Raw genomic sequence first — 23,443 nt, 5'->3', positions numbered from 1 at the left:
AACAGGTTTCGCTATTGGACCCACCGACTGAATCGGTTCACCATTAGGTTAACACGGCTTAACGGTTAATCGATGAGGCATCAAATGAGCAATTGTGTAACTGATTGTTCCTGTGAGGATCAACTAAAACATACTGTCCTGACGCTTTCACAGGATGCACCAGAAAGCGTTATCTATCAGACCTCTTTAATGAGTGCGCTGCTGAGCGGCGTTTACGACGGCAATGTCCGTATTGCCGACCTGCTGCGTAAAGGGGATTTCGGCCTGGGTACCTTTAACCGGCTGGATGGCGAGATGATCGCGTTTGACAGCAAGGTCTATCAGCTGCACGCCGACGGCAGCGCGCACCCGGCCGATCCGGCGCAGAAAACTCCGTTCGCCGTGATGACCTTTTTTAAACCGCAGCATCTGTATGAATTTGACCGGCCGATGTCGCGTGAGGCGATCCATCAGGTGATCGACAACGAAATCACCTCCGATAACCAGTTCTGCGCGCTGCGCATCAGCGGTCGTTTCAGTCGCGTCGAGACCCGCACCGTGCCATGCCAGTGTCGTCCCTATCGCTCAATGCCGGAAGTGCTGGGCGATCAGCCGACCTTTGCCTTCAGCCAGCGCGCGGGCGAACTGATCGGATTCCGTACGCCGCAATATATGCAGGGCATTAACGTTGCAGGCTATCACGAACATTTTATTACCGACGACCGCGAAGGCGGCGGCCACATTCTCGATTATGCGCTGGAACAGGGCACCCTGACCTTTGGTGCCATCAGCAAGCTGGTCGTAGATTTGCCGCAGGACAGCGATTTTCTCAATGCCGACCTGAACCCCGCCAATCTTGACGCCGCGATTCGTGCGGTAGAAAGCTAATCAGAGGAATGACGATGAAAACTCCAACCGATACCACACTCTGGACTTGTGGCGCTGACCTGGTGGTGGCGCAACTTGAGGCACAGGGCGTCCGCCACGTCTTTGGCATTCCTGGCGCAAAAATTGATAAAGTCTTCGACTCACTGCTGGATTCCTCCATCCAGACCATCCCGGTTCGCCACGAAGCTAACGCCGCATTTATGGCCGCCGCAGTGGGCCGCCTTACCGGCAATGCGGGCGTGGCGCTGGTCACCTCCGGGCCGGGCTGCTCCAACCTGATCACCGGCATGGCCACCGCCACCAGCGAAGGCGATCCGGTGGTGGCTATCGGCGGTCAGGTGAAGCGCTCCGACAGCGCCAAGCAGGTTCATCAGAGCATGGACACGGTTTCAATGTTTCGCCCAATCACTAAATATGCGGTTGAGGTCACCGACCCCGCTGCACTTTCTGAATGCCTGTCGAATGCGTTTCGCCACGCCGAACATGGCCGGGGCGGCGGTGCCTTTATCAGCCTGCCACAGGATATTGTCGATCAGCCGGTTACCGGCAAAGCGTTGAGCAGCAAAGGCCGCCCTGTACTGGGCGCCGCACCTGACTCAATGATCGACGCCGTCAGCGAGGCCATCGCCGGGGCTAAAAATCCGGTCATCCTGCTGGGATTAATGGCGAGCCAGACAGAGAACAGCGAAGCGATTCATGAGCTGCTGACACGCAGTCACATTCCGGTCACCAGCACCTATCAGGCAGCAGGAGCAGTCAGACAGGATCACTTCTCACGCTTCGCCGGGCGCGTCGGGCTGTTTAACAACCAGGCGGGCGACAGGCTGCTGCAACAGGCTGACCTGATCGTCACCATCGGCTACAGCCCGGTGGAATATGAACCGGCGATGTGGAACAGCGGTAACGCCACCCTGATTCATATCGACGTAATACCCGCTGAGACCGACAACCGCTATCTGCCGGATGCAGAACTGGTGGGTGATATCGCCGCCACGGTGCGTAAACTCGCCGCGCGCATCACTGCCCCACTCCAGCTGACCCCGGAAGCCGCCACCATCCTTGAGGATCGTCAGCAGCAGCGCAAATTGCTGGCGATGCAGGGTGCCAGCCTCAATCAGTTTGCTCTGCATCCGCTGCGCATTGTGCGCGCCATGCAGGACATCATTAACAGTGACGTCAGCCTTACCGTCGATATGGGCAGCTTCCACATCTGGATCGCCCGCTACCTCTACAGCTTCCGCGCCCGTCAGATCATGATCTCCAACGGTCAGCAGACGATGGGTGTGGCCCTGCCGTGGGCGATTGGTGCCTGGCTGGTCGAGCCGCAGCGCAAAGTGGTTTCAGTTTCCGGCGATGGTGGTTTCCTGCAATCCAGCATGGAGCTGGAAACTGCTGTCCGCTTAAAAGCCAACATTCTGCACATCGTCTGGGTCGATAACGCCTACAACATGGTGGCGATGCAGGAAGAGAAAAAATATCACCGCGTTTCGGGCGTCAATTTTGGGCCGGTCGATTTCAAAGCCTATGCCGAAGCGTTTGGGGCAGCGGGCTTTGCGGTGACCAGTGCGGCAGAGCTGGAGCCGACGCTGCGTAAAGCGATGGTTGTTCAGGGGCCCGCCGTGGTCGCGGTGCCGGTCGATTACACCGACAACCCGCTGCTGATGGGTCAGCTGCATCTGAGCCAGCTTCTTTAATTTCTCAAAAAGGAAATCATGATGAAAAACAGAGTGGCATTTGTGACCGGCGCAGGCCAGGGCATTGGTGAAGCGATCGCCCTGCGTCTGGCGAAAGATGGACTGGCGGTTGCAGTAGCCGATTTTAATCAGGAGACCGCACGCCAGGTCGCGGAGAAGATCAACCAGCAGGGTGGCAAAGCGATTGCGCTGAAAGTCGATGTCTCGCAGCGTGATCAGGTGATGGAAGCGGTAGAAGAGGCGCGCCGCACGCTGGGCGGCTTTGACGTCATCGTCAATAATGCCGGTATTGCGCCCTCCACGCCGATTGCTGAGATCACCGAAGCGGTGGTCGACAAGGTCTACAACGTCAATGTCAAAGGAGTGATCTGGGGCATGCAGGCCGCGATTAAAGCGTTTGCTGCAGAAGGTCACGGCGGCAAAATTATCAACGCCTGTTCTCAGGCGGGTCATGTCGGTAATCCGGAGCTGGCGGTTTACAGCTCCAGTAAGTTTGCCGTGCGCGGCCTGACGCAGACCGCTGCGCGCGATCTGGCACCTGCCGGCATCACGGTTAACGCCTTCTGCCCTGGCATTGTCAGAACACCGATGTGGGAAGAGATCGACCGCCAGATCTCTGAAGCAGCCGGCAAGCCCGTCGGTTACGGCACCGAGGAATTTGCGAAACGCATTACGCTGGGACGTCTTTCTGAACCGGAAGATGTGGCTGCCTGCGTCGCCTACCTGGCCAGTCCCGATTCCGATTACATGACCGGTCAGTCGCTGTTGATTGATGGCGGCATGGTGTTTAACTGATCTTCGTTCGCCTGCTGCGTCATCGCGTGGCAGGCGTTTTTCCTGACCGGGTTGAACCGTTAATTTTTTTTATCTGAAAAGCGGTTAACCATCAGCCTCTTGACCGTCTGCCCCCGTATTTCCTGCCTTTTTGTCGCCACAGAGATTAAAGCTGCTTATCACCCTGCCGATAAAACAGAGACTCCTCTCCCTGTTCGAAGCGACCATGTTAACGATCAACCATAACGAAACCGCCGCGATTACGAACAAAACGCGGTACAGCACTGACTCTGTTCTGGGACGAACGGTTGAACGGTTATCATCAGGGATGAGAATTAACAGTGCCAAAGATGACGCGGCAGGTCAGGCGATTGCCAACCGCATGACGGCCAATATCAACGCCGATGCGGTGGTAGCGCGTGGCCTCAATGACGCCATCAGCTATTCCCAGACCGCCAGTGGCGGCCTTGGCAGTATCGTCGATCTGCTGATCCAGGCGCGCACCCTGTCGGTCCAGGCAGCCAACGGCACGCTGTCGGACGCCGATCGACAGAGCATCAACGGCCAGTATCAGCAGATTATGGCAGGCATCAATGAAGTGGCAAACCACACCGAGATTTTTGGCCGCTATCCACTGGCGACGAATAATCCCGATCTTCCCCCTGCGAAACTGGGTAACGTTGACCCTATCAACACGAAGTTTCCGGTGCCCGGCAAGAATTACTCCTTCACCTCGGGCGTGATTCCGCTGGCCTATATCCCGGCAGGCTCGACGGCGATAAGCATCACGATTGATTCGCTGGGTATGGATGACGATCTCCAGCTCTTTACCCGCGACGGTAAGCACCTGGTCGGTACACCACTGGACGGCAGTGCGCCTGATTACACCTGGGCCAGCAAAAGCATCACTAATGCGGCTACCGCGGATAGTCGCCTGCTGACCAGCAGTAACGGATTTGCCAGCGGTGCGGCTTATGACAGCTCGCAGTTACTGGAGGGCGGCCCGAGCTGGACGCTGGCAGGCAGTAACAGCAGCACCTACAACGGCATGAACATCACTTACAGCGGTGACGGCGATCGCTATGAGGATGTCGCCAGCGGCGATTTCAACAACGGCACCATCACCAGTAACCGGCTTGAGCGCATCACGCTGGATACCGTCAGCGAGGATTTGATTGTGGTGGTGGTGGGCAATGGTTCCTTCACCGGTAATCTGACCTGGGGAAATCTGCCGGAACCCAAAAGCCTGCCTGCAACGCCGCCGAAGAAGAGCGAACCTATGGAGGTGGTCACCAGCGCCGATTACGGTCAGCCGATTCAGTCGGATACTATTCCGGCAACGCCATCGGATACCAAAACGCTGGGGCTGAACAACACAACGCTGCTTACAGAGGGCGATATCTCAACCACCATGAAAGCACTGGATAGCGCGCTCGAGAAGATCAGCGGTTATCAGTCGACCTATGGCGCAAAGATCAACCGTTACGAGTCCAACCGTAATGTGTTATCGCAGCAGGGCGTGGATACCTCAGCGGCTCGCAGCCGCATACAGGATGCGGACTATGCTGAAGAAGCAAGCCAGCTGGCACGCAGCCAGATTATTCAGCAGGGTCAGACGGCCGTCAGCAAAATGGCGAATAAAACCCCTGAGATGATTATTCAGCTGTTAGGCAGCTAATAACGTTAACTGGCTGAGCATCATGGCTCAGCTGGTTACCCTGTTTCTCCACCACTCTACTACCCGCCTGATTCAGCCTCAGCTGGGCCGAAACCCCGATTACACTTCGACACCCTTTGATCTCAGTCACACAATCTCGTTTAAGAACCGTTTAAAGATGATCATGATCACCCTTCTTTGTTAAAGAAATGCTAAATACTGACAACTATTTATTATCATCTTTGAATGCAGGGTTAATTAAAACAACAGGTTAATCATTACCACGCTAAGTAATTACCTGAATTTTCTTGCCGGTATGTAACTTTTTCATTACTTTTCCGCCATTGCGAGGGCTGTTAATTTGCTGACGATACTGGGTTTTTCCATGGTTGTTTGCTTCATGTATCTGATCATGACCAAACGCATGTCAGCCTTGATTGCGCTGATCCTGATACCAACCATATTTGCGCTGATTGGCGGTTTTTACGCAGGCCTGGGTGCCATGATGCTGGACGGCGTCAAAAAGCTGGCCCCTACCGGCGTGATGCTGACCTTCTCCATTCTCTATTTCGGTCTGATGATCGATGCCGGATTGTTTGACCCACTGGTGCGCTTTATTCTTCGGATGGTGCGCGGTGACCCCCTGAAAGTGCTGGTCGGAACGGCGGTACTAACACTACTGGTTTCTCTGGATGGTGACAGCTCAACCACTTACATGATTGCCATTGCCGCATTCCTGCCGCTCTATCACCGGCTGGGCATGAACGTGCTGATGATGACCTGTCTGGTGAACCTCGCCAGCGGCATCATGAACCTCTCACCCTGGGGAGGTCCGACAGCCCGTGCCGCGGCGGCACTGCGCATTGACGCCCTTGATATCTTTATTCCGATGCTGCCAGCCATGCTGCTGGCCTGTGCCAGCCTGGTGGCGATGGCGGTGCTGTTTGGCCTGCGTGAGCGTAAGCGCCTTGGCGTGATGACCATGAAAGATCATCATCTCGACAACATTGAGCTGGGGCTGGGCGATGCCGAAGAGTGCGCAGCCAATCGCCGTCCGAAAATGTTCTGGCCTAACTTCATCCTGACCACCGTGCTGCTGGTGCTGCTGGTGATTGGTTTAATGCCGATTCAGATCCTGTTTATGCTGGCGTTTGCGATTGCGGTGATGCTCAACTATCCCACGCTGGAGGAGCAGAAAGCCCGCATCAGCTCTCATGCCGGTAACGTGCTGGCGGTGACCGCATTAATTTTTGCCGCCGGTATTTTCACCGGCATCCTCTCCGGCACCGGCATGGTTGACGCCATGGCGAAGAGCCTGCTGGCTGTGATCCCGCCCAGCTTCGGACCTTACCTGGCGGTGTTCACCGCGCTGGTCAGTCTGCCGTTTACCTTCTTTATGTCGAATGATGCCTTTTACTTCGGCATTCTGCCGGTTATCGCCCAGACGGCGGCCAGCTACGGCATTACCGCAGAAGAGATTGCCCGCGCTTCTATTGTCGGCCAGCCATTCCACCTGCTGAGTCCGCTGGTGCCGTCAGTCTACCTGCTGGTGGGTCTGGCGAAAGTCGACATCGGCGACCACCAGCGCTTTGCAATTAAGTGGGGGATTCTGGTCAGTCTGGTGCTGATGGCGGGCGGTCTGCTGACCGGTGCTTTCCCGCTGTTCCACACCTGATAATCCTTTGCTTTATGGCGGATAACCGGCAATTTTTCCCGGTTATCCGCTTCACCGCTCCGCCTACTGCGTCATCCCTCTCTACACTCTATAGCCAGGCTGATGTGCTACGCGCCGGACAGGCCGTAGCCTCTCAGAGATATCCCCATTGCCCCTATGGAGGCCCGATGAAAATTCACCACCTTAACTGTGGCTGTATGTGTCCGCTGGGCGGCGCGTTCTATGATGGATTCAGTAAAGGCCTGAAAGCACATCTGGTCTGTCACTGTCTGTTGATTGAGACGGATCGCGACGGGCTGGTGCTGGTGGATACCGGCTTTGGTCGTCAGGATATCCATGCGCCCGGCAGCCGCCTGTCCGGCTTTTTCCGCGCATTAAACAATATTCAGCGCCGCGATGAACTGACCGCACTGTCACAGTTTACGTCACTGGGTTTCCGGGCTGAGGATGTGCGGCATATTATTCTGACCCATCTCGACTTCGATCATGCTGGCGGACTAACCGATTTTCCGCAGGCGCGAATCCATCTGTTGCAGCAGGAGGTTGATACTGCGCATCAGCGCCATAGCTGGCTGTCACGGGAACGTTACCGGCCCGGACAATGGGGTGGGATCAGCAACTGGGAGACCTATCAGCCGCAGGGAGAAAAGTGGTTTGGTTTTGAGGCGGTTAATCGCCTGCGTGACTTACCGCCGGAGATTTTGCTGGTGCCGCTGGCGGGCCATAAGCCGGGTCACGCGGGTATCGCGATTCAGCAACCCGATGGCTGGCTGCTGCACGGCGGCGATGCCTGGTTTTACCGCGGCGAAATGCGGCAGCAGACGCGACACTGCACGCCGGGACTGCGCTTTTACCAGTGGATGATGGGCATGGATAACGTGGCCAGACGACACAATCAGCAGCGACTGCGTGAGCTCTCCTGCCAGCGCGGCGGCGAAATCACCTTTTTTTGCAGTCACGACGCCCGTGAGCTGGATGCGTTACAGGTTAATGCGCCGCTGCGCTGATGAGATAAAAGGTTTGTTTTGGCGATGAGGAAAGCCGCTTCGGGGCGAGAACTATACCGTATCGTCCCGCAATAATGATGCTACGATCCCTGGATGCAGAGGAACGCCGGAAACATCTGTAGTTTCTCGCGCCTTATGCAGATCACATGCGGCCTGCATGGATAACCAGAGCCGTGCCGCAATACCCAGGCCCGCCTCCAGCCGTACAGCCATTTCCGGGCTGACGGAGGCTTTACCGCTAGCCACTTTGCTAAGCGAAGCTGCGGAAACGCCCAGCTGTTTAGCCAGACTGCGCAGGCTGATGTCGTTATCTTCGAGATATTCCGCTATCAGGCCACCAGGGTGTGGCGGATTAAACATTGCCATCAGTGATAATCCTCAAGGTTGAGATTTGACGGGCTTTGAAGCCAGCCCCTGAGCCCTCAGACTACATCACCTTCAGCGGAAGATATCTCTACCGCCCGCTTACTCCGGATCGCCCGCCCTCTTTTTCAGCTGTGCGGAAAGCCAGGGTGCAGTCAGACTCTCTGCAGATGCGCTGACCTCTTCCGGTGAGCCGGAGGAGACAACCCTTCCTCCTTTAAGACCCGAGCCGGGACCCAGATCAATCACCCAGTCCGCCTCTGCCACTATGCGCATGTTGTGTTCCGCCATAATTACGGTATGACCACGCTTCACCAGTTCATCCAGCACTACCAGCAGCTTATCCATGTCAGACGGGTGCAATCCTGTCGACGGTTCATCAAGCAGATAAAGCGTGGGCGTACGCTGGACCCGCTGCAGCTCCCAGGCAAGCTTGATACGCTGGCACTCGCCGCCAGAGAGTTCAGTGGCGGGCTGACCCAGCGTCAGATATCCCAGCCCCAGCGACGTTAGTGCCTTAAGCGAACGCTGGATCCCGTCATGTCCATGAAACACCTCAGTGGCGTCGTCCACGGTCAGATCAAGCACATCCGCTATCGTCAGGTTGTTCCACTTTACCTCCAGCGTTTCGGGGTTATAACGGCTTCCCGCGCAGACGTAACAGGTTGCGGTAGCGCTCGGCATGAAGAGCAGCTCAATCGAAATCTGTCCCTGCCCTTCACAGGCAGGACAGCGTCCGGCTGGCAGATTAAAGGAAAACCGGCTGGCGCTGAAGCCTTTGGCTTTCGCCGCGTCGGTGTCTGCAAACAGCCTGCGGACGATATCGAAAAATCCGGTGTAAGTGGCCAGATTTGAGCGTGGTGTCCGGCCGATAGGACGCTGATCGATTCTGACCAATCGGCCGATGGCGTCACTTCCGCTGACAACCTGACCCTTAACGTCCGGCACCAGATCCTCTTCCTCGCCCTCCTCGATGTCAGGCGTTTTGTCAAAACGTCCGAGCATTTCCGGAAGCACGCGATTCAGCAACGTCGATTTTCCGGAGCCGGACACGCCGGTGACGGCCGTCATTCTCCCCAGTGGGATGGCGATATCCACTCCGGCAATATTGTTGCAATAGACCTGTTCAAAGCAGAGCCAGCTCTCTGCGGGCCGGCGCTGGCGCAGCCCGGTATAGCTTCGTGAGAAAAGATAGGCCGAGGTGGGTGACGCACTGACTTCTTCAAGTCCTGCTGGTTCGCCGTTATAGACGATCTCGCCGCCATGCGTTCCCGGACCGGGGCCGACCTCGATAAGCCAGTCTGCTTCGGCGATGAGGTCAATATTATGTTCGACGACCACCAGCGAATTACCGGCACGCACCAGGTTCTTCAGCGATGCGAGCAGCGATTTGACATCATCGGGATGCAGCCCGGCTGACGGCTCATCCAGCACATAAAGCACGCCAAACAGCCGCGATATCAGCTGGGTGGCCAGACGTACGCGCTGCAGCTCGCCGGATGAGAGTACGGTGGTACGGCGTCCCGGCGCCAGATGACCCAGACCCAGCGTTTCCAGCTGCTCAAGCCGCATACAGATATCCGACGCCATCCGGATGACCGCCTCACGCAGTGCCGCCTCTGCCGGCAGGTCCGGTGATGCGCCACGCGCATAAGGCTTGAGCAGTTCAGCGAGCTCAGAGACCGACAGCTCACTCAGGCTGGCAATGTCATGCCCGGCAAAGGTCACGGATAGCGCATCCCGGTTTAGCCTTTTACCGTGGCATTCAGAACAGGGAGTGACCGTCACAAAGCGCGCCAGCCGTTTCTTCGTCGTCTCGCTGCCACCCGAATAACTCTGCAGCACGATTTTTGCTGCACTGGTGTACGTGCCGGTATAAGCCGGCTCTTCGCCTGTCGCCAGCGCTTTTTCACGCTGCTCAGCATTCAGACCGACAAAAATCGGCACCGATGGCTGTTCGTCAGTCAGCAGTATCCACTGCTGATCACGGGCTGAAAGTGTATTCCAGGGCGCATCGACATCGTAGCCGAGCGTTTCAAGGATGCTGCGCAGATTTTTGTTATGCCAGCCTCTGGGCCAGGAAGCGATAGCTCCCTGGCGGATACTCAGTGAGCTATCCGGCACCATCGACTCGGTTTTAACGGTGTGCACTCTTCCCAGTCCCTGGCAATGCGGACAGGCACCTTCAGGATTGTTAGGCGAGAAAAAATCGGCGGTCATAAAGGGAACGCCTTCAGGCCTTACGCCCGCACGGGAAAACAGCAGACGCAGCGTGACAGAAATCCGGGTGAGGCTGCCCACCGTTGAACGCTCCTGCGCGCCAGCCCGGCTCTGCTGAAGCGCCACCGCGGGTGGAAGTCCGTCAATATTATCCACATCCGGCGCAGCAGCCTGATCGATCAGACGACGGGCATGTGGCGACACCGACTCGATAAACCGGCGCTGGGCTTCCGCATAGAGAGTATCAAAGGCGAGGGACGATTTACCGGAGCCTGAAACCCCGGTGAACACCACCATGGCGTTGCGGGGAAATCGCAGCGAAACATCTTTGAGATTATGTGTTCTTGCACCCTGTACCGAGATATAAGGATCAATGTGCTCATCAGCGCGGTAATGATCGGCGTTGCGTTGTTCTGTCATGATTTCCCTGATTGATAATGCACGGCAGATTCACGATCGCCTGCCGTTAATGACTAAAAATTGCAGATGCTAATCCGGCGTTCAGGCTATCCGGCCCGCTTTGGGAATAGAAACAACAGCAAGGGTAGTCAGGGATCGCGGTCTGCACAACGCGAGGGGGGTTCATCGCTTCGTGGCAGCACAGACTGGTAACCAGCATGTACAGGAAGCCTTCTTATCTCTTAAGAAAACCCTGGAGCAAACTTAAATAAGGCAAAGCCATCACTAGCAAATCGCTTATGTGACTCTGATGTAGATTCCTGTGGTATCGATAAATGCAGGTCTATGTAAGGTATGGATATAGACAATGGGAAATGTTTAATACCCCAGGAACCTTTCTATAACCTTTATCTCTCTATGGCCAGGTATGCACCCCAGAGTGCCTGATGACGCCCCGCTCCCGTTATTCAGCGCGCTGACGGCATAAAAAATCATTTAAGACATAAGGATAGCGAAACCATGCCCATTTCTGAAATGATGCCGCGAGTGCCTGCATGGATATGAGGTGAAATTACCGTTTTTTATTATCCTGTCTCAGACCGTCAGGTTGTCAAGCATGAACGCGCGAGGTATTGTTTAAAAAGCATCAGGATGATGAATGAAGTGAACTTGTGGGAGCTGGCAGTGGATACGACTGAAGAACTCAATAACACCTATTTCTACGCAGGTAGACCGAACCTCACCGCTGGTGAGCTCTTTTTCATGATTTTCTGTGAAGAAGTCGCTGAACAGCTGGGCATTGATGACTTCGGAGCGATCGTGGCCATCCTGTCTGGACGTAATGTCCTGACTACCCGCACCAAACCGCGCGATGCTCTCAAGGGTACCTCCTATGCCTCACGGGCAGCACGCAGAGTATTCCCTAACGCCAAGTTTCCTTTCGGCATACAGCTCCCCACCATCGTAGGGGGATACCCGCCCCGGACCGCGCGTATCCTTTTTACGCATAAGCTCAGCACCTTTGTTGGTCGGGCGATACCCGTCGTGGGCTGGGTGATTCTGGCAAGAGACGTTGCCGATATCAGTTTCAATTCGGTCAGACTGTACAATGCCATCGCTCGCGGGGAGGATAAGTTATGGTAGATGACACACAGGCACGCGTAATGGCACTCATTGAGCCGTGGAACGGCCGATCGCTGCTTACGTTCCGGAAAAAAACACTCACGCCAGAGATGTCGCTTAATCAGGACATGAAGCTTGACCCGGAGGACGCTGCGGAATGCCTTCAGAACGTCTTCGATGCGTTTGGAATGGATTCTGATCTGGTGACTTTCAGCCTCTACTATCCAAAAAACCCGCGCGAGGCCATCCCTCTTACTATCGGGATGGTAATCGAGTCAGCCCGTGCCAGGCGATGGTGCTATGACTGATATGACCTGCTCCCCGTTGATTAGTACACCCCGATGTTAGTAATGTCTTCATAAGCCACATGAGGGCATCCCCATGAAGAAGCGTTTTCCGACGAACAGATCATCAGTATCCTCCGCGAGGCCGAAGCCGGGGTTTCTGCACGGGAACTCTGCCGTAAGTATGCTATTTCAGACGCTACTTTCTACACCTGGCGCAAGAAGTTTGGCGGCATGGAAGTCCCTGAGGTAAAGCGGCTTAAGTTACTTGAAGAGGAGAACGTCCGCCTTAAGAAGCTGCTCGCCGAAGCCATGCTGGATAAGGAGGCGCTTCAGGTGGCTTTGGGTCGAAAGTTCTGACGACAGACCAGAAGCGGGAAGCCGTGGAAGTCATATGTGATGCAACGGGTCTGTCGCAACGTCGTGCCTGCAGGCTGGCAGGTCTGTCTCTTTCAACCTGCCGTTATTCAGCTCAGCGTCCGGCTGCTGACGCGCAGCTATCTCTACGCATCACAGAGCTGGCACCTGAACGCCGTCGCTTTGGTTACCGGCGGATCTGGCAGTTATTGCGTCGTGAGGGCCTTCACGTCAACCACAAGCGGGTATACCGCATTTATCACCTTAACGGCCTGAGTGTGAAGCGCAGACGACGTCGTAAGGATCTGGCGACTGAGCGGCTTCCGCTGCTTCGCCCGGATGCGCCCAATCTGACCTGGTCAATGGATTTCGTCATGGATGAACTGGCCACCGGTCGCAGGATCAAGTGCCTTAACTGCGTCGATGACTTCACAAAGGAATGCCTGACTGTCACTGTTGCCTTGGGGATTTCAGGCGTGCAGGTCACGCATATTCTGGACAGTATTGCGCTGTTTCGCGGATATCCGGCTACGATAAGAACTGACAAGGGGCCGGAGTTTACCTGTAGAGCACTTGACCAATGGGCCTTTGAGCATTGCGTGGAGCTGCGGCTTATTCAGCCCGGTAAACCGACACAGAACGGATTTATTGAGAGTTTTAACGGACGCTTTCGCGATGAATGCCTGAATGAACACTGGTTCAGCGATATTGTTCATGCCCGGAAAATCATTAATGACTGGCGGCAGGACTATAACGAGTCCAGACCTCATTCATCGCTGAATTACCAGACGCCGTCTGAATTTGCAGCAGGCTGGAGAAATGGAAAATCAGAAGGTGAACAAACCGACATTACTAACTGATCGTTGTATCTAATACTAGGGGCAGCTCACGAATAACGTACACACACTTAAGACGAGAGCTCTATACAACTTTCAATGTGGCCATTCTCCATCAACGGGTGTCAGGTCTAAGTGATGCCATTAAATTGCCTACAGAATTTCAGTGTGATTTATGAAAAAAACCCGTCTGCGACGGGTTTTCAGGTATAGAAGGCGACAATCACCGCTCCGGCATTACGGCTTTTTAAACTTTTCTTCGACCTTCTCTTTCGCTTCCGCGATTTTATCACCGGCTTTCTCAGCAAAACCCTCTTTATGCGCTGGCTCGCTGCCTGGCGTTACCGGACGGGTGTCGTGTTCAGCGTGGGCCTGACGCGTGCTTTCAAGCAACGGATCGGCCACAGTACGATTCCCGGTCAGCCGGTCTGCGCCGAGAGGATCTGTACTGGCATGGTTAATATCCACTTCCTGACGGCGTACCGAATCGTTGATAGTTTCAACCCGATCGCTTGTCTCTTTGCGTAACACCACCTCTTCAATGATCTCCGCGGTCTTATTAATCACGGGCTGCTCATGCGTCTCTTCCACTTCGACAGTTTTTTCAGACCAGTCAACATGAGTGGGTGAACCTGATTCATTCACCGGACGACGGAAGATTGCGGCGTGCTGCTCATGCAGCGAGACATTTTCTGAGACCTGATCGGTGACAGTGTAGCGACGAACGCGGGTTGAACCTTCACTTACCAGACGTTTACCCACTTCCAGTCGCTCCTCGGCCAGACGCAGTACATCCTCGTCACTTTCGTCACCGGTCAGGGCGGTACGGGCAGCACCACGATGGGCAGGATCGTTAGAGAGCGGATCGACGGCGGCATTATCCTGAAGCGTTCCACTGGCAGGTGCAGTCAGACCATCACTGGTCGCGTAACCGGGCGCGTAATCATCGGGCAGCGCCGCACTGCGCTCGGTAAGTTCTTCATGTGCATCAAGGATGCCCAGGGCGCGAGGTAACTCATCTTCATCGGCCCGCAGCGACAGCACTACTCCGCCGGTTCGCATCGCGTCTTCATACACTTCGGCCTGATCCTCCTCCAGCGTATTGCCGAACAGGCGTTGCCAGAAGCCAGGGTGACGGGCCTCCTGACCTTCGGTACGCAAACGATCACCGGAGATGATATCAATGTCATCATCCAGGAACCCGGCCTTGATCAGGTTACGCTTTGCACCCTCTGCCAGTGAGATATTGCTGAACATTGTTACGATTGTTTCACGCGCCATGTTGTGTTCCTCGGTGATGGATTCGGACGGCTCTGAATAGGGTGTTCGGGTCAGGTGAGCGTGCTGTTTGCGCAGGGAGACGACCTGTTCTGTCGCTTCCTCACTGACAACTTTGCGGATATGCCACTCCTCTTTCAGCACCAGATGACGAACGATCTCGATTTCCTCTTCAACGACAGGAATGATCAGAACGCCATTTTCTTCACGGATCTCCGGCATCTCAGCCAGCCGTTCCGATTTAGGAATGCGTTCTATTTCCGCCGTCTGGTGCCGGAGCATCAGCGCAATCTTCTGCTGATGCTCAGTGACCTGTCGGGTAACCCTGACATGACCGTCGATGACCCGCTGTTTCGAGACCTCAACGGTTTCCTCCGCCAGGCTTAGCACCTGGTCGCTACCCTCTGACCCTGGTTTTTCAGGAGGTTGATTGTTCATGTTTAACCTGCCTGTAATACAGAGCGATCATTTGTACTTTTCTTTACCTTGAGCATAAGTCACTGCTTTTCGGTTAGTTAAAGCCTGGCACAAACAATGACAAAAGATAGGAAAAAGCAGAAAAACGCCATTATATGAAGATAACGTGGTGCTAAAATCGATTAAGCGGTGCGGCAGATAAAAAACAGCTAACGAAGCGGCAGACAGTGAAATCTCTTTTATCGCGTGCGGAAAGAGGATCAATCAGGCGTTAACCCGACCCGAAGTGAATCAGGCATATCGGGTCAGGGGTTAAGCCATTCGCTTTCCTGCAGTTCGCCATTAGCCGAATAGCGAAACAGGGCGCGCTGATTTTCGTTTCGCTGAAGCTGATAGGCGTCCAGCACACTGGCCTGCAAAATCACCACGCCAAAGCGGGATTCCCCGGTTTCCGTTGCTGCCGCGTCAGGCGTCTCATCAGCCGTTGCCCGTGCTTCCCCCGGAGGTCCGCCGGTGTAAGTCTGCCGCGTGTGCTGCGGTAACGCACGCCAGGCTGCCCGGGCAACATCACTTCCCGCCGCATAACACGCAACCCGCCCTGCCAGCCGTAACTGCAGGCGACGCTGATGGCAATATCCCAGCACGGTGACCTGCGGATTCGCCGCCATCTCCTGCCACTTCGGGCTGCGAACATCCGTATGAAATGTCAGCATCCTGCGGTCGTCGGCACACTTGCGCAGAACCACGGTGCGCGCCTGAGGTTGTAGCAGAGCATCGACCGTACAGAGCATCAGATAACGAAATCCACCCTGTGGATCGGTTGCAGATTCCTGCAGCGCAGCCCAGGCTCCAGTTTCAAACGTTTTCAATTCCATGGGGATTACTCTCATCAGGATCAATTTTCAGCCATCTGGCTAAAAGCGTAGCAATGAAGTGGGCAGAAGGCCTGACAGCGCAGCGATAAGAGCAAATGTGGCAAGCGGGAGCTGGACAATGCACGAGAGCAGGAGCTGTTGAGATAGCGTCGGGATTGCGGGATACCTCGCAGAGCGGCAAAAGCGCGTCCCGCCAGTCAGCCACTCTGTGTTATTTTTGCGCCATCGCCACAGAGATCCGATCCGCAGGGAGTTGCACGATGACAACTGAAGAGTCTGCTAAAGTACCGGCTGAAATACCGCTGAAAGTCACCTCGCCGCGCCTGACTTATCGGCCACTTCGGCAGGAAGACTGGCCCTTCTATCTGGCAGTCAGTCAGGATAGATCGGTGATGCAGTACATCAGCGATTCGCGCAGCGCTGAAGAGATCAGAACCCACTCATTTGATGTCCGCCTGCCCGCCTGGTACAAGGGCTGCAGGCACTGGCTCTGTCTGGTTATCGGAGAAAAAACATCCGGTGCTCCGGCTGGCTTTTGCGGGTTTATCGATCGTGGAGAGGGTATTGCGGAGTTTGGCTTTATTCTGGCCGCAGATGCGCAGGGCAAAGGCTACGGCAGCGAGTCTCTGCATGCCATTATCACGTTCTGCTTTGAGCAACAGGAATACCGCAAACTGATCGCGACGGTGACAGCAGGCAATGCGGCCTCACGCCGGACCCTGATTTCAGCGGGCTTTGTGCAGGAGGGGACGTTGCGGCAGAACTTCTTCCTCAACGGCCAGTGGCAGGATGACTGGATCTTCGGCTTGCTGAAACAGGAATACCAGCCCGCACACTCACCCTGAGGCGCAGACTATCAGCGTCGGGCATCCTCCGCTACGCTCGCCACAATCAGACCGATTAGCGTGGCGTAACGTCATAACCGCTGGCGATAGCGATAGCGGGCGCACAGTGCTCCTCTCCGCACAGCATCGCCTCAAAGTCCGCCGGCGTCAGTGGCTGGCACAGGCCATTGCCCTGCATAATGTCGCATCCGGCGGCCGTAACAAAAGCGATCTGCTCTTTGTCTTCCACCCCTTCGGCGGCCACCCGGATACCCAGGCTTTTGCCGAGCGCGGTAATGGCCCGGAACATCATACGCACCCGCATGCTGGAACCCAGCTCGTGCGTCATCGACTTATCGATTTTAAAACCCGTCACAACGCTATAGCGCAGCAGGTTAATCGCCCCTAGCGTACGCCCGTAATGATCGATAACGAACGAGGCTCCCGTTCGGCGTACGGCGTCAACCTGAACCGGCATATCCTGCATCAGCACGGCCAGCAGTGGCTCATCCACTTCCAGCTCAACAAAACCGGCATCGCCTCCGGCACTCTCACGTATCACCGTCTCCAGGCTGTTCCCTGCCAGCTGGCGCGGAAACAGGTTAATGCTGACGCGAAGCTGAGGAGAGCGAACCTGCCACTGCCGGACCTGTGCCAGAGCACTGCGGATGATCCATTCACCCAGCGTGACTGAAAGCGGACTTTTAACCAGCATGCCGATAAATTCAGCCGGCAACAGCAGCCCGCGCGTCGGATGCTGCCAGCGCACCAGCGTCTCGCAGCCAATAAGCTTTCCGCTTTCAACGTCGTAGCGGGGCTGATAGTAAAGAGTGAACTGCTGCTGCCGCACCGCCGTTTCCAGTTCGCGCTCAAAACGGCGCCGCTGCTGCTCCGCTTCACGAAACGCGGGCATAAACAGCATGCTGCAGCCTTTACCCGACGCTTTGGCGCGATAGAGCGCCAGATCAGCGGCGGACATCACCGAAGAGGGATCCCTGCCGTGCTCCGGATAGGAGGCGATGCCGGTGCTGGCACCGACCACCACCGGTGAGTCGTGATAGCGGAACGGCGTCTGAACGGCCGCAATCAGTTTCTCCGCCGTGATCGCCGCCTCTGCGCTGCCGCCTGCTAACAGGATCACAAATTCATCACCACCCAGGCGCGCAGCCGTCACGGCACTGGCGCAGACCGCACGAATCTGTTCGGCAACGTGGCACAACAACGCATCGCCTGCAGCATGCCCCAGCGTATCGTTAACCTCTTTAAAACCATCGAGATCGGTCATCAGTAACGTATAGGGGACGCCTGCCCTGGTCAGCTGGCCGACCTGATCCATAAACGCGCTGCGGCTGGCGAGACGTGTCAGCATATCCAGTGAGGCCAGCTCACAGAGCCGCGCCTCACTCTCATAGCGGGCCGTGACATCGCGGATGATCATGCCCACCAGCCGTTCGCCCTCTTCACGCCAGCCTGAAAAAGAGACCTCTGCCGGAAATTCACGACCTTCACGCGTAACACCCCATATCTGCAAAGAGCGTGGGTGCGAGATAGCCGCTTCGTCAGAGGTAATCCGGACCAGTTCATTACGGTAGTCAGTCTGACAGCGAGCAGGGATCAGCTCGCTGATATACTGGCCGCGCATCTCCTCTGCGCTGTAGCCGAACAGCGCGGTGGCGGCCGGGTTCCAGAAGGTTATGCCACGCCGAAGGTCGGTGCAGACAATGGCGTCAGGCGAAGTGGATGAGATCGCCTCGAGTCGCTGCTGGCTGGTGTAGCGCAATAACTCCAGACGATGCATCTCCATGCGATCCATCACCAGGGCAGCAATATCGTTCAGATGCTTTCGATCCTCTGCAGTTAACGGCTCACGAGGATGGCTGTCGGTCAGGCAGACCGTGCCAATATGATGCCCATCCGGGGTCGAAAGCGGGATCCCCGCGTAAAAGCGGATAAAGGGGTAGCCGTGAACCAGCGGACTGTCGCGGAAGCGCGGATCTTTCAGCGTATCGGGCACGCAGAGGATATCGCCCTGCGCCAGCGTATGGTGGCAGAAGGCGACGTTGCGTGCCGTACCTGAAATATTTAAACCGTACCGGGAGGCGAAGAACTGCCGCTTTTCGTCGATAAGCGAGACAAAAGCGACCGGCACCCGAAACAGCCGCGCGGCAAGCGTAGTGAGGCGATCCAGCGCATCGGTCGGCGGTGAATCCATCAGATGATACTGCTTAAGTGCGTCGAGGCGAGCCGCCTCGGCATCATGATAAACTGGACGTTTCAGCGTAACTCTCCTCTGATGTTATCTGCTGTGGCTGGCCTGACACAGCATAAAGAGGACACGTTCAATCAGACAGAACGCGCAGAGTTCGCTGCCGATCCGTTGCCGGAAGAAAGGCCCGTCAGTAAACCCGGCAGCAACAGGTTGCCGCGCTGAGTCCGATAAAGCTGACACCGCAGACAGCGAGGCATCAGTTAATACGTTATGCCTGCCAGAGAGAGTGCGGCGGACCGCCCAGGATTATCTGGCCAGAGCATATCAGACAGGCGGTAATGCGCCTCGCTTAGCTCTCTATATCGGCCCGACATGACTTTACTTAAGAGAAAACAGAGGATGAACGCCTTACTTTTTCAGCTTTGGTACCAGTTGATAGTGCGGATGCTCTCCGGCGAGCAGCATCAGCAGTTCATATTCTCCCTGACTGAGCAGCGCAGGATTTTTCGATGCTTCTTTCGTCTGCCAGACACGCTGGCTAAGATCGAAACGCTCGGCTGCAATCTCCTGAGAGAGACCGGCCGCAAGGCGCAGCTCACGCACGTTGTGCTGGACGGCGACAGGCCGCTGTAAAATCTGATTTCCCATATAAACGCTCCGCATACGGTGCCCCGGCGAGATGGCCGGGCGGAAGTACACGCCTGCGGCCAAAACATAAATTTGAGTTAAGTTTTAACAGCCCGGCGTTTTACACTTATCAGGAAAGCGTAACGCACCAGTAAAAACAGAGAAAATAACCTGAATTATATTTAAATCGCTGCCCGGATAATTTTTGCACCGCTGAGAATAGTAATTGCCATTCTGAATGGTGGCGTTGATCGAATGATGATCAACGTCAATCACAGTCACAAAAAATGACCGTTTCATCCCTCTTTTAAAAAAGAGTGAATATTAATCGTTATTCCGTGCCGGACAGACATTATCTACAGTTCAGAAAAAATACGTTCAGGCTATGCCCGCGCAAACGTTGCCCAGCCGCCTTTTTCATCAGGCGTGACGCGTTTAGGCTCTACGGCAAGAGGGTGATGCGGCAGGGTAAAGCGCGTAATCACGCTGCCCAGCGTTTCAGTCTGTCCACTGAGACTGTCTGCTGTCGCCGAAACCTGCTGAACCAGCGTCGCATTCTGCTGCGTTACGCGGTCAAGTTCTGCAACGGCGACCGTGACCTGGGCAATCCCTTTACTCTGTTCATCCGAAGCCAGCGCAATCTGTCCGATCAGTTCATTCACGCCGCCGACGCCGCGCAGCACGGCCTCCATGGTGGTTCCTGCGCTCTCAGCCGCCCGCCGTCCATCGTCAACGCGTGCCACGGTATCGGCAATCAGCTCTTCGATCTCTTTAGAGGCAGCAGCACTTCGCTGTGCCAGTGAACGTACCTCACTGGCGACCACCGCGAAGCCGCGGCCCTGTTCACCCGCACGGGCGGCTTCTACAGCGGCGTTTAACGCAAGAATGTTGGTCTGAAACGCAATACCATTGATAGTGGTGGTGAACTGCCGGATTTTTTCTGATCCCTGAGCGATGCTGGTGATGGCTGCCGATACCAACTGAACCAGTTCCACGCCCTGCTGAGTCGTATCCGTGGTGCTGGCAGCCAGTTCACGTGCCTCGCGGGCATTCTGTGCATTGTGACGCACGGTGACGGTAATCTCCTCCATGCTGGCTGCGGTCTGCTCCAGCGCAGCAGCCTGAGTGGATGTCCGGTCGGAGAGATCGGCGTTACCCGCAGCAATGTCCCCCGCTTCACGATGAAGATTGGCTGCGTTGTCTCGGATAGCGCTGACCGTCTGCAACAGACTGTGCTGCATCTCTTTGACCAGCGGCACCAGTTGCCCGACACAGTTGCGCCCCAGATCTTCCGGCTCGCGCGTCAGATCGCCATCGGCGATAATTTTTAAATGACCGCGAATTTTACCCACCGGACGCACCAGATGAACGACCAGATAGCGGTCGCAAAACAGCAGCAACGCCACTGCCGCCAGCAGTGCTGCCAGCAAGACGCCCTCAAGCCGATGCCGGTCAGCCTTCAGCGGGGCCTGATTCCCGGCCAGCTGCTGCGTCACCTTGTCCAGCTGCGCACGTGCAACCGTTGCGTATTCTGAGGGGGTTGTCGTAAGTGCCGCGCGGACGTTATCCCAGTCAGCATCGGCCGGGGTTGAGGCGACGAGCGCGTTTTTATCGGCTGACGTACCGCTCTGCATGACGATAGCGCTGTGCGCCAGAAAGCTCAGCTGCTGCGTCAGAACGGCTGAACGATCGGTTTGACGAAAGATATCGCGCACGACCTGGCTGCTGTAGCCACCGGCCAGCACGACGATGCCCAGTGAGACGATCATCATCCACAGCACAACGCGGCGGATAGTGAAATGCCTGAGTGAATTCATGAGGTTTCCCCGATGTTGTCATTGGTGTAGTTAAAATTAAACAAAAATAAGTTATGTCATCTACTTTAGTGCGTTATTATATAGTGCACTATGTTTATACTCTGTATACTGGCAGGATATTTAAGAAATTAAAAGTTTTTAACGACAAAATAATAGAATCTTGATTACTAAAATATTTCGTTAAAGAAAAGTGATTTGCTATTCTGACCAGCAATGCCGTGCAGTGGGATAAAAAATAAATGGTCATGACTCTTTCTTTTTGCAGAATTTGCCTGTAGTCATGACATCATACCCTTCAATTTTTCTGTTTAATTTCGCGCCGTAACCAGCCGGTGCGGAGGAATCCATGCTTATGAGTCTCAGCGGCGGCGACGATTGCCGCACGCGAACCCTGCACGCGCTGCGCAGTAACGACGAAAGTCGTGACGATGTGTTGCGACAGTTCGTCCGGCTGGCCAGCCAGGCACTCGGTATACCCGGCAGCTTTATCTCCGTACTGGATGATGAGATGCAGCATGTTAAGGCTGCGCAAAATTTCACACTCACTCAATCCTCCCGGCAGGACTCGCTCTGCCGGCATGCAGTGGACAGTGACAGCACCGTGGTAGTACCCGATACGTTGCTGGATACCCGCTTTGCTGAGCATCCGCTGATTGTTGGCGCGCCTTTTATTCGCTTTTATGCCGGCGTACCGCTTAAAAGCAGCACAGGTCTGATACTGGGTACGCTGTGCGTGACTGACACCGCGCCTCATCCCTTTAATGCGGATCAGGTCGCCATGCTGAAGATGCTGGCGGCACTGGTGATGTCATTTCTTGAGGCCTGGTACTCGGCTGGCTTTGCCGACCCGGTAACCGGTCTGCCCAACCGCCAGCGTCTGATTCGCGACCTGCAGTTTCTTGCCGCCTCCGGTGACACCACGCCACGGCGGCTGGTGCTGATTGACTGTATCGATATGCCGCGCGCCTACGAGCTTGCGCGCTCAATGGGCATGGGACCGGTTGAAAGCCTGTTGAAAGATGTGGCGACACTGCTGCCGCTGCGCCTGAGGCCTGCGCCAGGAGAGATGCTCTACACCGTAGCCACCGGGCGCTTTGCCCTGCTGACACGTCAGGAGAGCAGACTCACTGCCAACTGGGTGGCAAACAAGCTGGCCGGGATCAGCGCGGATCTCGGCGATGGGCTGTCGGTTGCACTGATGACCCACACCGGTGAGGCGAGTTTCAATACCGGGGAGATGCCTGCCCAGGAGATCCTGCGGCGTGCGGTCAGCGCGCTGCACGAGGCCATCACACGCGACGTGGCCTCGATGCCTTTCAGTGAGGCCACTGATACGCGCCATACGCAGGACTTCACCCTGATGCATGACCTGGCCATCGCGATACGCCAGGATAAGGGATTATGGCTGGCGTATCAGCCTAAAATCTGTCTGCACAGCGGCAAGCCAATTGGCCTGGAGGCCCTGATCCGCTGGCAGCATCCGCAGCGCGGCGAACTGTCTCCTGCACAGTTTTTACCCTTTGCCGTGCAAACCGAGCTGCTCAGCGAACTGACCACCTGGGTGACAGAGCACGCAATCGCCCGGCTCTCCCGGCTGCGCAACAGCTATATTCAGTTGCCCATCACCATTAACGTCAGCAGCAGCGATTTTTCACGTGACGGTTTTGCCGACGAGCTGGAAGAGCAGATGATCAGAGCGAAGCTCCCGGTTTCGCTGCTGGGCATTGAGTGTCTGGAGACGGAACGGATTCTGGAGAGCGCGACCGCAATGCGGGGGCTTGAGATGCTGAAACTTCGTGGATTCGGTATTTCACTGGATGACTTTGGTACCGGCTACAGCAACATCAGTTATCTGCGGCGCATTCCGCTGGATGTGATCAAGCTGGACCGTTCACTGATCAGCGAAATTTCATCTGACACCGCATCGCGCGTCATCGCCCGCAGTATTATTGCGATGCTTAAAGATCTCGATTATATGGTGCTGGCTGAGGGCGTGGAGAATGCGGAAACCGTTACGGCGCTGACCGAGTTCGGCTGCGACCAGGCGCAGGGCTTTTTCTACTCCAGGCCGCTGCCGGAAGCGGCACTGGATGAGTGGCTCGGCTGGCGATTACGCAGTAAGTGCTGAGCCTGTCCCACCC

18 protein-coding genes are annotated in these 23,443 nt (G+C 55.7%); 11 read left to right on the top strand and 7 right to left on the bottom strand.

What is annotated here, in order from left to right:
• The first annotated feature begins 84 nt into the window (after positions 1-84).
• From budA to NR201_RS17280, 6 genes are all read left to right on the top strand, one after another.
• Positions 85-867 (top strand): acetolactate decarboxylase, encoded by a 783-nt coding sequence (gene budA, locus NR201_RS17305; protein WP_033781025.1) that lies wholly within the window; start codon positions 85-87, stop codon positions 865-867.
• A gap of 14 nt (positions 868-881) precedes the next feature.
• Positions 882-2,561, top strand: a complete 1,680-nt coding sequence (gene alsS, locus NR201_RS17300; protein WP_256850024.1) for an acetolactate synthase AlsS — start codon at positions 882-884, stop codon at positions 2,559-2,561.
• A gap of 21 nt (positions 2,562-2,582) precedes the next feature.
• On the top strand, positions 2,583-3,356 hold the full coding sequence (locus NR201_RS17295; RefSeq protein ID WP_022624207.1) for a (S)-acetoin forming diacetyl reductase: 774 nt from the start codon (positions 2,583-2,585) through the stop codon (positions 3,354-3,356).
• Positions 3,357-3,561: 205 nt separating this feature from the next.
• Positions 3,562-5,013 (top strand): flagellin, encoded by a 1,452-nt coding sequence (locus NR201_RS17290; protein ID WP_073970698.1) that lies wholly within the window; start codon positions 3,562-3,564, stop codon positions 5,011-5,013.
• A gap of 340 nt (positions 5,014-5,353) precedes the next feature.
• Positions 5,354-6,667, top strand: a complete 1,314-nt coding sequence (locus tag NR201_RS17285) for a CitMHS family transporter (RefSeq protein ID WP_010256858.1) — start codon at positions 5,354-5,356, stop codon at positions 6,665-6,667.
• A 167-nt stretch (positions 6,668-6,834) separates the two neighbouring features.
• A complete protein-coding gene (locus NR201_RS17280; RefSeq protein ID WP_256850023.1) occupies positions 6,835-7,674 on the top strand; it encodes an MBL fold metallo-hydrolase in 840 nt (279 codons plus the stop codon).
• Positions 7,675-7,725: 51 nt separating this feature from the next.
• Here the strand turns inward: NR201_RS17280 and NR201_RS17275 are convergent, their stop codons facing one another.
• Entirely contained in the window at positions 7,726-8,040 is a 315-nt protein-coding gene (locus NR201_RS17275) for a HigA family addiction module antitoxin (protein ID WP_022624211.1), read from the bottom strand.
• A 99-nt stretch (positions 8,041-8,139) separates the two neighbouring features.
• Positions 8,140-10,677, bottom strand: a complete 2,538-nt coding sequence (locus NR201_RS17270; RefSeq protein WP_256850022.1) for an excinuclease ABC subunit UvrA — start codon at positions 10,675-10,677, stop codon at positions 8,140-8,142.
• A gap of 663 nt (positions 10,678-11,340) precedes the next feature.
• Here NR201_RS17270 and NR201_RS17265 point away from each other — a divergent pair.
• From NR201_RS17265 to NR201_RS17255, 3 genes are all read left to right on the top strand, one after another.
• Positions 11,341-11,799, top strand: coding sequence for an STM2901 family protein (locus tag NR201_RS17265; RefSeq protein WP_031292265.1), 459 nt, complete (start codon positions 11,341-11,343; stop codon positions 11,797-11,799).
• Positions 11,793-12,086, top strand: coding sequence for a DUF1493 family protein (locus tag NR201_RS17260; RefSeq protein WP_022624214.1), 294 nt, complete (start codon positions 11,793-11,795; stop codon positions 12,084-12,086). The genes NR201_RS17265 and NR201_RS17260 overlap by 7 nt, the downstream gene beginning before the upstream one ends.
• A gap of 99 nt (positions 12,087-12,185) precedes the next feature.
• A protein-coding gene (locus NR201_RS17255; RefSeq protein WP_163800218.1) for an IS3 family transposase occupies positions 12,186-13,279 on the top strand; the annotation gives its coding sequence in 2 pieces (ribosomal slippage) (positions 12,186-12,417 and positions 12,417-13,279; 1,095 coding nt in all).
• Positions 13,280-13,492: 213 nt separating this feature from the next.
• Here NR201_RS17255 and NR201_RS17250 read toward each other — a convergent pair.
• Together NR201_RS17250 and NR201_RS17245 are read right to left on the bottom strand one after the other, a co-directional pair.
• On the bottom strand, positions 13,493-14,971 hold the full coding sequence (locus NR201_RS17250; protein ID WP_256850021.1) for a YsnF/AvaK domain-containing protein: 1,479 nt from the start codon (positions 14,969-14,971) through the stop codon (positions 13,493-13,495).
• Positions 14,972-15,255: 284 nt separating this feature from the next.
• Positions 15,256-15,825 (bottom strand): pyridoxamine 5'-phosphate oxidase family protein, encoded by a 570-nt coding sequence (locus NR201_RS17245; protein WP_010671973.1) that lies wholly within the window; start codon positions 15,823-15,825, stop codon positions 15,256-15,258.
• 260 nt (positions 15,826-16,085) lie between these two features.
• Here NR201_RS17245 and NR201_RS17240 point away from each other — a divergent pair, with 260 nt between their 5' ends.
• Positions 16,086-16,670: a GNAT family N-acetyltransferase gene (locus NR201_RS17240; RefSeq protein ID WP_256850020.1), complete on the top strand. Its 585-nt coding sequence runs from the start codon at positions 16,086-16,088 to the stop codon at positions 16,668-16,670.
• Between the two features lie 55 nt (positions 16,671-16,725).
• Here NR201_RS17240 and NR201_RS17235 read toward each other — a convergent pair whose 3' ends face one another.
• The 3 genes from NR201_RS17235 to NR201_RS17225 form a co-directional block, all read right to left on the bottom strand.
• Positions 16,726-18,861, bottom strand: coding sequence for a bifunctional diguanylate cyclase/phosphodiesterase (locus tag NR201_RS17235; protein ID WP_010671971.1), 2,136 nt, complete (start codon positions 18,859-18,861; stop codon positions 16,726-16,728).
• Between the two features lie 405 nt (positions 18,862-19,266).
• The gene (locus tag NR201_RS17230; RefSeq protein ID WP_010256895.1) at positions 19,267-19,506 is read right to left on the bottom strand and encodes a hypothetical protein; all 240 of its coding nucleotides are present in this window, start codon (positions 19,504-19,506) and stop codon (positions 19,267-19,269) included.
• 362 nt (positions 19,507-19,868) lie between these two features.
• The gene (locus tag NR201_RS17225; protein ID WP_256850019.1) at positions 19,869-21,302 is read right to left on the bottom strand and encodes a methyl-accepting chemotaxis protein; all 1,434 of its coding nucleotides are present in this window, start codon (positions 21,300-21,302) and stop codon (positions 19,869-19,871) included.
• Between the two features lie 346 nt (positions 21,303-21,648).
• Here NR201_RS17225 and NR201_RS17220 point away from each other — a divergent pair, with 346 nt between their 5' ends.
• Positions 21,649-23,430 (top strand): GGDEF and EAL domain-containing protein, encoded by a 1,782-nt coding sequence (locus tag NR201_RS17220; RefSeq protein ID WP_029519494.1) that lies wholly within the window; start codon positions 21,649-21,651, stop codon positions 23,428-23,430.
• Positions 23,431-23,443 lie beyond the last annotated feature (13 nt).

The organism is Pantoea sp. Fr-CA_6 (assembly GCF_024520895.1).
GTDB classification, from domain to species: Bacteria; Pseudomonadota; Gammaproteobacteria; order Enterobacterales; family Enterobacteriaceae; genus Pantoea; species Pantoea agglomerans.
This window is presented reverse-complemented; position numbering and strand designations above follow the sequence as displayed.

Bases quoted from the DNA above. Each gene is read 5' to 3' on its own strand.
- budA (WP_033781025.1), top strand. From the start codon at position 85: ATGAGCAATTGTGTAACTGATTGTTCCTGTGAGGATCAACTAAAACAT.
- alsS (WP_256850024.1), top strand. From the start codon at position 882: ATGAAAACTCCAACCGATACCACACTCTGGACTTGTGGCGCTGACCTG.
- NR201_RS17295 (WP_022624207.1), top strand. From the start codon at position 2,583: ATGAAAAACAGAGTGGCATTTGTGACCGGCGCAGGCCAGGGCATTGGT.
- NR201_RS17290 (WP_073970698.1), top strand. From the start codon at position 3,562: ATGTTAACGATCAACCATAACGAAACCGCCGCGATTACGAACAAAACG.
- NR201_RS17280 (WP_256850023.1), top strand. From the start codon at position 6,835: ATGAAAATTCACCACCTTAACTGTGGCTGTATGTGTCCGCTGGGCGGC.
- NR201_RS17275 (WP_022624211.1), bottom strand. From the start codon at position 8,040: ATGGCAATGTTTAATCCGCCACACCCTGGTGGCCTGATAGCGGAATAT.
- NR201_RS17270 (WP_256850022.1), bottom strand. From the start codon at position 10,677: ATGACAGAACAACGCAACGCCGATCATTACCGCGCTGATGAGCACATT.
- NR201_RS17260 (WP_022624214.1), top strand. From the start codon at position 11,793: ATGGTAGATGACACACAGGCACGCGTAATGGCACTCATTGAGCCGTGG.
- NR201_RS17250 (WP_256850021.1), bottom strand. From the start codon at position 14,971: ATGAACAATCAACCTCCTGAAAAACCAGGGTCAGAGGGTAGCGACCAG.
- NR201_RS17245 (WP_010671973.1), bottom strand. From the start codon at position 15,825: ATGGAATTGAAAACGTTTGAAACTGGAGCCTGGGCTGCGCTGCAGGAA.
- NR201_RS17240 (WP_256850020.1), top strand. From the start codon at position 16,086: ATGACAACTGAAGAGTCTGCTAAAGTACCGGCTGAAATACCGCTGAAA.
- NR201_RS17235 (WP_010671971.1), bottom strand. From the start codon at position 18,861: ATGGATTCACCGCCGACCGATGCGCTGGATCGCCTCACTACGCTTGCC.
- NR201_RS17230 (WP_010256895.1), bottom strand. From the start codon at position 19,506: ATGGGAAATCAGATTTTACAGCGGCCTGTCGCCGTCCAGCACAACGTG.
- NR201_RS17225 (WP_256850019.1), bottom strand. From the start codon at position 21,302: ATGAATTCACTCAGGCATTTCACTATCCGCCGCGTTGTGCTGTGGATG.
- NR201_RS17220 (WP_029519494.1), top strand. From the start codon at position 21,649: ATGCTTATGAGTCTCAGCGGCGGCGACGATTGCCGCACGCGAACCCTG.